Raw genomic sequence first — 12,454 nt, 5'->3', positions numbered from 1 at the left:
ATTTGCGCCCACCCTTGACCTGAGAGCGCGAGTGCGCAAATCTTGTGCATGCCCTAGAGGCCATCTCTGCGCACCGTCGCGTCGGAAGGTCCCCCATGCACACACGTCCATCCCCGCGCCTCAGCCGCAGGCAGTTCGGCGGCCTCGGAGCCGCTGCCGCCACAACGGCCCTCGCCGGCTGCAGCGCAAGCTCCTCGAAGGATCCGCACACCCTGCAGGTCTGGGGCGGCGTCCCCGGTGAGAGCGGCCCGCAGCAGGTCGTCGACCGCTTCCAGAAGAAGCACCCGGACATCCCCGTCGTCTACACCCGGTACGTCAACGACGATCGCGGCAACCTCAAGGTGAACACCGCTCTGCAGGGCGACGTCGACATCGATGTCTTCTTCACCTACGGCATCGAGAACCTCGCCATGCGCTCCGGCCCGGAGCTCGCCGCCGATCTGGGGACGCGGGTCCGCGAGACCCCGGAGCTCTCCGGCTTCCTGGACACCGAGGAGCCGATGGCGCTGATCGACGGCGACCGGATATCCGCACTGGCGACCACGCGGATCCCGAACATGATCCTGTTCAACGACGATCTGCGCACGAAGGCCGGGGTCGACCTCCCCTCGTCCTGGGAGCTCGAGGAGTACCTCGACGTGCTCGACCGGCTCGCGAGCACGGGTCACCACGGCTCCTACACGCTCCCGGACCTCGCCCGCATCGAACTCGGCCCGAACTACCGATTCACCGACAGCGGCGACTCGAACTTCCAGAACCCGGCGTTCCTGCGCCACCTCGAGCTCTCCTCGGACCTGATCCGCAGCGGCACCCTCTACCCGTGGTCGCAGGCCCTGGCCCGCCACGTCGAGGCCTACCAGCAGAACAACTTCATCGCCGAGGACTTCATCTCCTGGATGACCGCGCCCTACTCCCTGCGCTTCCTCAGCGACCAGGAGGCGTACCCCCACGACTTCACGGTCTCCGCCGCGCCGATGCCCACCGTCGACGGGAACGACTGGAACACCGGCGAGTACGGGGCGTTCATCCAGATCAACGCCAAGAGCGAGAAGCAGGAGATGGCCTGGGAGTTCTGCAGGTTCTGGCAGCTCGAGGGCGCCCCGGACCTGCTCAAGGCCGGTTACATGTCGATCATCAGCGACGTCGACGAGGACGACATCCTCTCCGGGATCATGGGCGAGGGCGCGGAGAAGTACTTCGACCTCGAGTCCTTCAAGCACGCGCTCTTCGATGCCCGGCCCCGCCTGCACATGGACACCGACCTCACCGCCTACAGCGAGATCACGCAGAAGTACGAGCAGCAGAGGGACGTGTGCTGGCTGCTCGAACGGAGCCCGCAGAAGGCGATCGACACCATCGACGAGAACGCGCAGGCCCTCATCGACCGGTACGAGGAGGACTGACGTGCAGACGCAGAGCACCGCCCTCGCCCCGACGACGGGGCTCGACGACGCGCCCGCGCCGGCCCGTCGTCGGGAGCACCGGCCGGGCCGCGCCCCGTCCGACCCCAGGCCCCACGTGGGCTGGCTCTTCATCGCACCGAACCTGCTCGGGGTGCTGGCCTTCACCTTCATCCCGCTGATCTCGGTGATCCTCCTGTCCTTCACCGAATGGGACCTGGTCTCGGGCTTCGGCGGCATCAGGTTCGTGGGCCTCGGGAACTTCCTCGCCGTCCTCAAGGATCCGTCCTTCTGGCACGCGATGGTCCTCACGATCGTCTACGCAGGCGTCGCCGTGCCCCTGACCCTCGTCGTCGGGCTCGCCCTCGCGCTCGCCCTGAACCGGGACGTCCCGGCGCGGGGACTCCTGCGCGCGGCATTCTTCGTCCCCTACATCGTGAACATCGTGGCGATCGGGATGACCTGGCAGATGCTGCTGGACCCCTCCGCCGGGGTGATGAACCAGTTCCTGGGGATGTTCGGCCTCGAGCATCTCCCCCAGTGGTTCGCCTCGTCGCGCTGGGCGCTGCCCGCCCTGATCCTCGTCACCGTCTGGGCGCAGGCCGGCTACGCCAACCTCATCTACCTCTCGGCTCTCCAGGACGCTCCCGCCCAGCTCTACGAGGCCGCGCAGATCGACGGCGCGGGACGGTGGCGCGCCTTCCGCACCATCACCCTGCCCGCGCTGCTGCCGACCACGATCTTCCTCCTGGTCACGCTCTTCGTCGGCATCTCGCAGACCTTCGGGATGATCGCCCTGATCACCAACGGCGGCCCCGGCGACTCGACCACCACGCTGTCGTTCTACATGTACCAGACGAGCTTCCAGTTCTACCGCTTCGGCTACGCCTCGGCAGTCGGGCTGGTGACCTTCATCGGCATCTTCGCCATCATGCTCATCATGTGGCGCGCGCAGCGAGGGAGGGCCCTCCATGACTGACACGGCACGCAGCCCGGGCATCGCATCCGCCGGCCCGACGCCCCCGCAGGCGACGTTCGAGGCCCGCGGAGCACAGCACCGTCGGCGCCGTCGCATCCGACGGCTCGCCTGGGGCATCCCCCTGTGGATCCTCGCCCTGCTCTTCCTGCTCCCCTTCGCATGGATGATCTCCACCTCGCTCAAGCCGGACTCGGAGGCCTTCCTGATCCCGATGCAGTGGGTCCCCGACCAGCCCCGCTGGGAGAACTACCGCGAGGTCCTCTTCGGCGAGGCCTCGATCCTGCCCGCCTTCCTGAACTCGGTGATCGTTGCGGTGCTGCGCGTGCTGGGCGAGCTCGCGACCGCGACCCTGGCCGGCTACTCCTTCGCCAAGCTGCGCTTCCCCGGTCGCACCAAGGTCTTCATCGCCTATCTCGCGACCTCCCTGATCCCCGCGCAGCTTCTCCTGGTGCCGCGCTTCGTCTACTTCCAGCAGCTCGGGCTCTACGACACTCTCTGGGCGCTGATCCTGCCGGGCATGTTCACGGTGCTGGGCACGTTCCTCATGCGCCAGTACTTCATCTCCCAGCCCGACGAGTTCGCCGAGGCCGCGCGCCTGGACGGTGCGGGCGAGTTCCAGATCTTCTTCCGGATCTACCTCCCCAACGCGATCCCCATGATCAGCGCGCTCGCGATCCTCACCTTCGTCTGGTCGTGGAACGACTACGAGACCCCGCTGGTGTTCATCTCCGATCCCGCGCGCTTCACCCTCCCCCTGGGGCTGACGAACTTCGTCGACGAGACGGGCGCGATGGCGCCCGGGCTCTCGATGGCGGCCGCCGTCATCTCGATCATCCCGATCCTCCTGGTCTTCCTGATCTTCCAGCGCCGCTTCATCCGCGCCATGACCGAGAGCGCCCTGAAGTAGCACGCCCCGAGCGGCGGCTTCGCAGTCCCCCCGCCCCCGAGACGATCCGCCCCCTCCCCTACGACGATCGAGCACCCGTGAACACCGAAACGACGTCCTCGCCCGACGATCCGAACCCGTCCGCCTCAGCCCTCCAGCGACTGCGCGACATCGCCGAGCAGCTGAACCCGACCGCCCGCCGCATCGCCGACGTGATCCTGGAGGATCCTCTGCGCGCGGGCGGCGACTCGATCACGCAGATCGCCGCGCGATCGAAGGCGTCCGCCGCGACCGTCTCCCGCCTGGCGACGCGGCTCGGCTACTCGGGGTTCCCCGCCTTCCGCTCCGCGATCGCCCTGGACAACGGCCGCACGACGCAGTCCGGCTGGGAGCGCGACATCGGCTCGGCGATCAGTCCGTCCGACTCCCCCGACGACGTCCTGGACATCCTCGCCGGCACCGCCGCGCGGTCCCTGCGCGACGCCGCCGACGCGATCGACGTGCGACCCTTCCGACGTGCCGCCACGACGGTCGCCCGCGCCGAGCACGTACACCTCCACGCCGAGTGGGGCGATGCGATCGCCCTGCGGGAGCTGCAGATGCGGCTGCTGCGCATCGGCATCGCGGCCTGGTTCCACGAGGCGGGCGGCAACACCCTGCGGGCCGTCGCCAACACGCTCACCGACCGCGACGCGGTGATCGTCCTGGGCCGTTCCGGCACCGACGCGGCGACCGTCGACTTCCTGCGACGGGCGAAGACCGCCGGGGCCTGCACGATCGCCCTGCACGGCGATCCCGACTCACCCTTCGCCGAGGCATCGGACATCCCTCTGTACACGGGTATCCGCAACGGCTCCGTCTGGACCCAGTACTACGCGGGGCGTGCGAGCGACATCCTCGCCACCAGCCTGCTGTGGGTGCTCGTCGCGCAGATCCGCTCGTCCGACCCAAGCATGCGCTTCATCGACGACGGCACCTTCGCCGCCCCTGACGATCCCCAGTTCCCCAGGACTCCCACGGCCCCCGCACCTCCGAGAGGATGACAGCCCGATGAGCACGGACACGACCATGAGCGGCGACAGCACCGACACGCCCGCGGCCCGTCCCGAGACCTCTGCGATCCCCGAGAACCCCAGCGAGAGCATCACGGCGGACATCGTCGTCGTGGGCGGAGGCCTCGCGGGCATCTGCGCCGCCGTCGGCGCCGCCCGGCAGGGCAGCCGCGTCGCCCTCGTGCAGAACCGGCCCGTGCTGGGCGGGAACTCCTCGAGCGAGGTCAGGGTCTGGGTGTGCGGCGCGACCGCCCACGGCATCCACATGTTCGCCCGCGAGACCGGCATCATGGGCGAGCTGTTCGTGGAGAACCAGTACCGCAATCCCGACGGAAACCCCTACTACTGGGACCTCCTGCTGCTCGAGTCGGTGCGCGCGGAGCCGAACATCTCCCTCTTCCTGAACACCGATGTCACGGAGGTCGAAGCCAACGGACCGGTCGACCGCCGCACCATCCGGTCGGTCACCGGGTGGATGAGCGGGTCCGAGCGAAGGATCCGCTTCACCGCACCCACGTTCATCGACTGCAGCGGCGACGGGCTCGTCGGCCACCTCGCAGGGGCCGAATCCATGCGCGGCAGCGAGGACCACGGGACGTACGGCGAGTCCTGGGCACCGGAGCATCCCGGGGACGACATGCTCGGCTCGACGATCCTCTTCTACACGAAGGACGTCGGCCATCCGCAAAAGTTCGTCTCCCCGTCCTTCGCGGTCGACATCGAGAACACCTCCATCCCCGAGAACCGCGTCATCCGCCAGGACATGAACGGCTGCGCGTACTGGTGGATCGAATGGGGCGGGGACCTCGATATCGTGCGCGACAACGAGCGGATCCGCGACGAGCTGCAGGCCGTCTGCTACGGGATCTGGGACCACATCAAGAACTCCGGCCGCTTCGATGCCGAGAACCTCTCCCTCGAGTGGATCGGCGCGGTGCCGGGCAAGCGCGAGTACCGACGCTTCGTGGGCGACCACGTGCTCACCCAGCACGACGTGCTGGGCCAGACCGAGTTCGAGGATCGGGTGGCCTTCGGCGGCTGGTCGATCGACCTGCATCCCGTGGGCGGCGTCTACGCCGGCGAACGCGGATCACGGCATTGGCATCCCGACGGGAACTACCACATCCCCCTTCGCTCGCTGTTCTCCCGCAACGTCACGAACCTGTGGATGGCGGGGCGCGACATCAGCGCGAGCCATGTCGCCTTCGGCACGACGCGCGTGATGGCCACGTGCGCCATCCTCGGTGAGGCGGCGGGGATCGCCGCCTCCCTCGCCGGACGGCTCGGCGTCGCTCCCCGCGATCTGGCCGCCGACCACCTCACCGAGCTGCGACGCGCACTGGTGCGGGCCGACGCGTCGGTCCTCGGCGTCCAGGACGAGGACCCGTCGAACCTCGCCCTGCGAGCCCGTGCCTCCGCCAGTTCGAGCAAGCGGACGCTCGGCTCGACACGGAGCACGGGCCGCCTGCCCCTGGACCATGACCTGGGGCTCGTCCTCCCGGCCGACCCTGGTCTGGGCGAGCTGGAGATCCTCGTCGACGCCGAGCAGGACACCGAGCTGGTCCTCGAGGTGCACAGCACGAGCAAGCCGCAGAACTATCTCCCCCGCGAGTGCCGGCGCAGCGTGCGCGTCCCCGTCCGTCCCGGGCGCAGCTGGGTACGGGCGCAGGTCGACTGGACGCCGGATTCCCCCGGCAACGCCTTCGTCGTCCTCCGCGCCGACCCGTCGCTCAGCGTGCACCGCGGCGATCACGCCGAGCCCGGGACCGTCACGATGCTGCACCGCGAGGTGCCGCCCGAGGAGAGGTACTCGGCGCAGTGGCGCGAGTGGAAGGAGACCCTCCACGGAACCGGCATCTGCTTCCGGTCGACCGCACCCACGCAGGCCTTCGCCCCATGCCGTGCCGTCGGCGGTTTCTCGCGGCCCTACGGCGGTCCGAACATGTGGGTCTCGGCGCCGCTCGCCGAGGACCCGCAGCCTGTGCTGACGCTCGCATGGGAGGAGCCGCAGACCATCGCGTCCGTCGACCTGCTGCTCGACGACGATGTCAACGAGGACCTCATCAACCTTCACCACCACCGCACCGAGGCCGAGATCATGCCCACCCTGGTGCGCGCGGCTCGACTGGAGGTGCTCCGCGAGGGCGTCTGGGAGGAGATCGCGCGACTCGACGACAACCGCCGTCGCCACCGGGTGCTTCCCCTCCGGAGTCCTGTCACGACCAGGTCGCTGCGCATGGTCGTCGAGGAGACGAACGGCGCGCCCGCAGCGCATGTGGTGGCGGTGAGGGCCTGGGGAGAGTGAGGGGCAGCCGGCTCGCCCATGTGTGGGACGGGCCCCGGTTCACGCTCGCGCAGGCAGGATCTCCAGCCCGAATCCCTGCGCGGCGCTGGCCAGCTCGCGATCGAAGGTCGCGAACCCCTCCAGCTTGTCCCCGTAGAGGAGCGCGGTCGACAGATGCAGAGCATCCATGGCCCGCAGACCTGACCGCAGCGACAGCGCATGCTCCATCACCTCGTCGTCGACGGCGTCGATCTCCACTCGATCGACGATCGCATCGACATCCGCGTGAGCCCCGCCGCGGCGGTCGACGGTCGCATGCAGTTCGAGCTCCAGCAGGCGCGACGCCACGAGCAGCTCTCCCGAGGCGAAGAGCTGCTCGACGTCCGCGACTCCTGGTTCGCGGCTCAGCAGCTTGAAGGCGGCGGATGTGTCGAGGTAGATCACGACCGGTCGCCCCTCATGTCCTCGACCATCTGCTCCGTGCTCCACTGCGTGATCGGGGTGCTGATGGTCGGCACCCCACCAGTCTTCGCAGGGCGCAGAGCACCGCTGGCGATCCGGCGTGCGCGGCGGTCCGCCGGCGCAGGCGTGATGTGGGCGATCGGCCGCCCCCGGTCCGTCACGGTCACGGACTCACCGGCCTGGACACGTGCGAGCACCCGGGCGGTCTGCTGATTCAGTTCGGTGCGGGTCACATCGCTCATGCCAGCATAGTACGCGCGTCTACTAGTTCTAGTACTGCTTGGCTGTGGACAAGCCCGGCCACGACGTGACCGCTTCCCGTCCCTTACGCCCCGCGCGACTCCTCGTCGCCGACGACGCCCTTGCGGATCATGATGCAGCCGTACTTGCGGACCTCGGCCGTGCGGATCACCGCGAACATCGACTGGGCGCGCTCGTAGAAGGCGAAGCGGTCGATCCACTCGAAGCGATCCTCGCTCGGCGAGGCGATCGCCTCCTTGAGCTGCCTCTGGACCTCCTCGCCGGTGCCCGGCTCGGGGTTCATGAGCGTGGCCGACGGACCCGCGTAGAGGTCCAGGGGCAGCACGGTGCGGATCGCGCGCACGGCCTCGGGCGAGGTCACGGGCAGGTCGATGACCGGCGCCCCCGAGCGGTACGAGGGGTAGTGCGCGTCGGCGACCAGCAGGGTGTCGTCGTGGCCCATGTGGTCGAGCAGGCGCAGCAGGTCGCCGCTGAGCAGGGGGTCGATTCCGGTGAGCATCTTCGCGTCCTTCCGTGGGTGGAGACTCGAGCGTAGCGACCTCTCAGCCGTCGATCACGTCGGTGATCGTCTTCGCGTCCGACGTGATGTCGTCGCTGCTGACCAGGTCGCTCGCGTCCTTCTTCAGCAAGGAGGACAGCGTCTTCACCCGCGCGGTCGCGTCGCCGGAGGTATAGACGGCCTTGCGCACCGACGCGAGCGTCGACTCGTAGAGGTCGGAGAAGGTGTCGTCGTCCATGAATCGCTCGGAGAGGATGTTCCCGCCCATGCCACCGCCTCCTGCGCCGCTGCCCTGGCCCCCGCCCTGAGGCATCTCGCCCTGGTCGGGCTTCTGGCCGCCGGCCGCGTCGTCGCTGTCGCTGGCGTCGTCCCCGCCTCCGTCGCTGGCCGCGGCGCTGTCCCCGGTCGCATCGGCCCCGCCGGGGGCGCCGCCTCCGCCGCCCATGCCCATGCCGCCGAAGGAGAGGTTCTGGTCCCAAGCGACCACCGACCACTTCTTCGACGAGGGGTCGTAGTGGAGGTACGAGTTGTTGCCCGGGCCGTCGATGTCGTCGGTGTTCTGCACGAGCTCCTGGACCGCGAGGTAGGTCGCGAAGCCGTCGACGTCCAACCTGTCGTCCAGGCCGGAGGCAAACTCATCGTCCTCGGAGTCGTTGACGAACGTGAGGAAGCTGCCGAGCGCGGCGAACACGTCGTCCTCGTCGAGGTCGTCGGCCACGAACTTCGCGTCGAAGGCGTCCTCGTAGTCGTCGGCCGTGTCCCCGCGGTAGGAGTAATCGCCCTCGGAGTCGGCCTTGAGGGTCGCGCCGGTGCCGTCGAAGGCGTCGACGTTCCACTGGTCGTCTTCCGGGACGTCGAGCACGAGGCGCAGCTGCGCGTCGGCCCCGTTGGCGCTGAACCGCGTGAAGGCGTACTTCTCGGCGGGGACCTCGGCGAGCGCGAGCACGTCCAGTGCGACCGCCTCGTTCATCGAGGTCTCCGTGTTGTTGCCGCGCACCACGAAGCGGCTGCGGCCGCTGTAGCTCTGGCCGTCCGTGTACTTGTCCAGACGGATCATCCAGGGCAGCCCGGTGGGATCGTCCTTCGAGATGCTGCCGTCGCCCTCGTCGCCGCCGGGCGCGCCTCCGGCGGCGTCCCCGCCTCCGTCGGAGGCCTCGGCAGACGTGTCGGTGTCGGTATCGGAGGTGGCGGTGTCGCCGCCTCCGTCGGACGCGGCGGCTCCGCCGGGCCCGCCGCCCTGCCCCTGCCCGCCCGCGAGGCTGCGCAGGCTGGAGTTGCCCTTGAGCTTCATGCCGGCCTTCGTGAAGACCTTGCCGTCGATCTCGACGTCTGCCTCGATCCAGTTCTTCTCCTGGCTCGAGACGTAGGCCTCGATCATCCCGTCGTAGTCGTCCTCGTCGAAGACGACGGACAGCGTGTGGATGCTCTTCTCGTCCCAGAAGTCGCCGTCCACGGCGCCGCTGACGGAGTCGCCGTCGAGCGTCGCGGCCGCGGTGGAGGACGACGAGCCCTTGCAGCCGGCGGCGAGGAGCGCGATGCCGCCGATCCCGCCGGCGGCGAGCAGGCCGCGCCGGGTGGGCCGGGTGAGGGACGTGGTGAGAGGAGACGTCGAGGTGCTGGAGCGGTGTGAAGACATGGCGGCGACGCTACGGAGCCCCCTTAGCCCTCCCGCATGGCCGCGCTGTGCGTCGGCTGTGCCTGCGCAGACTCCCCCGACGAGCGCCGACGTCCCCAGCACCTCACCCCAGCGAGCGCACGGCGTCGACCACGAGCCGCCAGAATCCGTCCGCGTCGAGCGCGGTCGCGACCTGTGTGCGGCATCCCGCGAGGTCCGCGCCGGGCCGCAGGTCGGCGACGGTCATGCCGCGGGTGAGGTCCCCGCGGGTCTCGACGTGCAGCGGAGCGCGGCGCGTCTGCACCACGGCGGGGTCGATGAGGTACGCGATCGTGCAGGCGTCGTGCACGGGCGGGTCGTCGAAGCCCTGGTTCTCCTGGTAGGCGCGGCGGAAGAACGCCATCAGCCCCAGGAAGAACGCGGCGAGGTCGGTGCCGATCTCCGCGATCCGCTGCTCGACGTCGGCGGTGGCGAGGGCCTGATGCGTGAGGTCGAGCCCCACCATGGTGAGCTCCCAGCCGGCGTCGACCACGATCGCCGCGGCCTCCGGATCGGCCCAGATGTTGAACTCGGCCACCGGCGTCACGTTGCCTTCGTGATAGCCGCCGCCCATGATCACGACCTCGCGGACGCGGTCGATGATCGCGGGCTCGAGGCGCACGGCGAGCGCGAGGTTGGTGAGCGGACCGGTGCAGACGAGGGTGATCTCCCCGGGCTCGGACTCCATCACGGTCTGCACGATGAACTCGACAGCGCGCTGCGCGGCGACGGGCACCGTGGGCTCGGGCAGCTCCACGCCGTCCAGGCCGCTCTCGCCGTGGATGTCCCCGGCGACGTGCACCTCGCGCAGCAGGGGCCGGGCGCTCCCCCGGTGCACGGGCACGTCCTGGCGCCGGCACACCTCGAGCACGCTCTGGGCGTTGCGCGTGATCTTGTCGACCGTCTGGTTGCCGCCGACGGTCGTGACGCCCAGCAGTTCGATCGCCGGGGAGCCGAGCGCGAGCATGATCGCGACGGCGTCGTCGTGGCCGGGGTCGCAGTCCAGAATGATACTGCGGGGGTGGTCGGTCCGATGGGTCATGGTGCGCTCCGCTTCGTCGTCGTCGGTCCGTCGTCGATGGTCCGTCGTCGACCCCTCGGCCGACAGGGTCCCGTCGGCCCGTCCGGGCGCGTTCGGGTCCGTGCCATTCTCCGGTCTCCGACGCGCGGCGGTGGTCTCAGGTGGGGATCGTACGAAGTGGCCGACAGGACGCCCTGGTGGCAAGTGGCCTGATACGCGTCGTGGCACTGTCTCGCATGACTGGAGGGCAGCGATGGCGCGCGGCGATTCACCGATCTGAAGCGGGCGAACCCTCGATCCCCCAGGCCCCGCGCGAGGCCACCGCGTGGAAGTCGGCGCGCACACGCTCGAAGCCACGGGGCTCGCGCGTCGGGTGCACGCGATTGGTCAGCAGACAGAACCAGCGGTCCCGGCTCGGGTCGATCACCAGGCTGGTGCCCGTGAAGCCGGTGTGGCCGTACGCGCTCTCGTCGAACGTGCCATCGAGGAAGCTGCAGCGCTCGCGCGGCCACCACCCCAGAGGGCGACCGTCCCTCCGCCCGGTCATCGCGTCCTGCAGCGCGGGCTCGAGCAGACTCCCCCGCAGCAGGGCCGCGCCGAGTCTCCCCAGGTCCTCGGCCGTGCCGAACAGGCCGGCGTGGCCGGCGACGCCGCCCAGCACCTCTGCATTCTCGTCGTGCACCGTCCCGCGCACGAGCCGTCCGCGCCATGGGCAGGCTTCGGTGGCGACGGCGTCGCCCCGATCCACCGGGCCGTAGCGGGTGTCACGCATTCCGAGCGGCCCCGTGATCTCGCGATGCACCAGATCGTCCAGTCCCGCTCCGCCCACTCGCTCCGCCACGAGTCCCAGGGCGATGAAACCCATCGAGGAATAGCACCACTGTCCCGGGGCCGTGAACTCCAGACGCGCGAGGGCGTGCAGCAGGGACTCCCGGTCACCGTGCTCGCGGAACAGAGGGGTCGGTCCCGGTGCTCCTGAAGCATGCGTGAGAAGCGATCGGAGATCGGCGTGCGCCATCGGCCCGTCCGGCCAGTCCAGGAGCACCTCGCCCACGGTCGTATCCAGGGCGACGAGACCGCGGCCCACGAGCCGCAGCAGGGTGAGTCCCACGATCGGCTTGGTCACCGACGCGAGGTCGAAGAGGGTGCGCGGGCCGATCCCGACCTCGTCGCTCTCACTCGGCGTGCCGAGCACGCCGCTGCCGAGCGTCCTCGTCGACGATCCGACCGCCCATGAGGCGGCGCTGAACTGCCCCTCGGAGCGAGCGCTGTCGAGGAGGGACTCCAGCTCCTCGGCGGTGTCAGCCGGCATCGCGAGCCCGCGATCCGATGTCCCGCAGTGTCCTCGCGTGCGCGGTCAGGAGGTCGGAGGCGCTCGTGCTCTGCGGGCGCATGAAGGCGAGCCCCACGAGCGCGAGCCGCTCCTGTCCCTGGTCGTCGATGGGGGCGCTGAGCATCCACAGGGAGCGGGAAGGGTACTCGTCCACCGGATCGGCCTGCTGCCGCCCTCCGCCACCGTCGGCCCAGATCCGATGTGCAGGGAGCTCCTCCCCCACCTGGACGCCGAGCGGGATGTTCTGGGGATTCTCGAGATCCAGGACCACGGCCCGTTCGTCGATGACGCTGACGCGCAGCGCGACGTGTCCAGTGGCGCGGGCGAGAGCGCCGAGCGATTCCCGGATCACGCCTCCCATCCGGTCGCCGCGCACCACGGCGGCCGCGAGGCCCTGCAGTCGCGGGCCCGCCGCGTACATGCCGCGCCGCGGAGAACGCACGTATCCCTGGGTGCTCAGGTCCAGCAGCAGCCGTCGGCACGTCGACTTGCTCGTGCCGCTCGCGGCCGTCAGCGCAGCGAGACTCATCGGTTCTTCGGCGGCGCCCACGGCGCGCAGGAGCGCCGTCACCTTGTCCGCGACGGACCGCGCCGCTTCGTTGACCTCTTGACCCATGACAACT

General features: G+C 69.6%; 12 protein-coding genes. 5 read left to right on the top strand and 7 right to left on the bottom strand.

Translation table 11 applies throughout. The features are described 5' to 3' along the window. Positions 1 to 95: 95 nt before the first annotated feature. The 5 genes from Bra3105_RS13250 (at position 96) to Bra3105_RS13230 (ending at position 6,622) form a co-directional block, all read left to right on the top strand. A complete protein-coding gene (locus tag Bra3105_RS13250; RefSeq protein WP_228357189.1) occupies positions 96 to 1,403 on the top strand; it encodes an ABC transporter substrate-binding protein in 1,308 nt (435 codons plus the stop codon). Position 1,404: 1 nt separating this feature from the next. Then, a complete protein-coding gene (locus Bra3105_RS13245; RefSeq protein ID WP_228357188.1) occupies positions 1,405 to 2,379 on the top strand; it encodes a carbohydrate ABC transporter permease in 975 nt (324 codons plus the stop codon). Beyond that, positions 2,372 to 3,286 carry a carbohydrate ABC transporter permease gene (locus tag Bra3105_RS13240; RefSeq protein WP_228357187.1) on the top strand — a complete coding sequence of 305 codons (915 nt, stop codon included), beginning with the start codon at positions 2,372 to 2,374 and terminating at the stop codon, positions 3,284 to 3,286. Before Bra3105_RS13245 ends, Bra3105_RS13240 begins: the two co-directional genes overlap by 8 nt. 77 nt (positions 3,287 to 3,363) lie before the next feature. Next, a complete protein-coding gene (locus Bra3105_RS13235) occupies positions 3,364 to 4,308 on the top strand; it encodes a MurR/RpiR family transcriptional regulator (protein WP_228357186.1) in 945 nt (314 codons plus the stop codon). A 7-nt stretch (positions 4,309 to 4,315) separates the two neighbouring features. Next, entirely contained in the window at positions 4,316 to 6,622 is a 2,307-nt protein-coding gene (locus Bra3105_RS13230; RefSeq protein ID WP_228357185.1) for an FAD-dependent oxidoreductase, read from the top strand. A 39-nt stretch (positions 6,623 to 6,661) separates the two neighbouring features. Here Bra3105_RS13230 and Bra3105_RS13225 read toward each other — a convergent pair whose 3' ends face one another. The 7 genes from Bra3105_RS13225 to Bra3105_RS13195 form a co-directional block, all read right to left on the bottom strand. Further along, the gene (locus Bra3105_RS13225; RefSeq protein WP_228357184.1) at positions 6,662 to 7,045 is read right to left on the bottom strand and encodes a type II toxin-antitoxin system VapC family toxin; all 384 of its coding nucleotides are present in this window, start codon (positions 7,043 to 7,045) and stop codon (positions 6,662 to 6,664) included. Further along, positions 7,042 to 7,305, bottom strand: a complete 264-nt coding sequence (locus tag Bra3105_RS13220; RefSeq protein WP_228357183.1) for a type II toxin-antitoxin system Phd/YefM family antitoxin — start codon at positions 7,303 to 7,305, stop codon at positions 7,042 to 7,044. Before Bra3105_RS13220 ends, Bra3105_RS13225 begins: the two co-directional genes overlap by 4 nt. Positions 7,306 to 7,388: 83 nt before the next feature. Further along, positions 7,389 to 7,823, bottom strand: coding sequence for an RbsD/FucU family protein (locus tag Bra3105_RS13215; protein ID WP_228357182.1), 435 nt, complete (start codon positions 7,821 to 7,823; stop codon positions 7,389 to 7,391). Positions 7,824 to 7,866: 43 nt separating this feature from the next. Next, on the bottom strand, positions 7,867 to 9,459 hold the full coding sequence (locus tag Bra3105_RS13210) for a CotH kinase family protein (RefSeq protein WP_228357181.1): 1,593 nt from the start codon (positions 9,457 to 9,459) through the stop codon (positions 7,867 to 7,869). A gap of 103 nt (positions 9,460 to 9,562) precedes the next feature. Further along, complete coding sequence (gene uriH, locus Bra3105_RS13205; protein WP_228357180.1) at positions 9,563 to 10,519, bottom strand: uridine-preferring nucleoside hydrolase UriH; 957 nt, start codon at positions 10,517 to 10,519, stop codon at positions 9,563 to 9,565. A gap of 247 nt (positions 10,520 to 10,766) precedes the next feature. Further along, entirely contained in the window at positions 10,767 to 11,810 is a 1,044-nt protein-coding gene (locus Bra3105_RS13200) for a serine hydrolase domain-containing protein (RefSeq protein WP_228357179.1), read from the bottom strand. Next, a complete protein-coding gene (locus tag Bra3105_RS13195) occupies positions 11,800 to 12,447 on the bottom strand; it encodes a helix-turn-helix domain-containing protein (protein WP_228357178.1) in 648 nt (215 codons plus the stop codon). The genes Bra3105_RS13200 and Bra3105_RS13195 overlap by 11 nt, the downstream gene beginning before the upstream one ends. Positions 12,448 to 12,454 lie beyond the last annotated feature (7 nt).

Origin of the sequence: Brachybacterium halotolerans subsp. kimchii (assembly GCF_020792675.1) — a bacterium.
Lineage (GTDB): Bacteria > Actinomycetota > Actinomycetes > Actinomycetales > Dermabacteraceae > Brachybacterium > Brachybacterium halotolerans.
The sequence above is the reverse complement of the archived record's forward strand: the minus strand, read 5'-3'. Positions and strand labels throughout refer to the sequence as shown.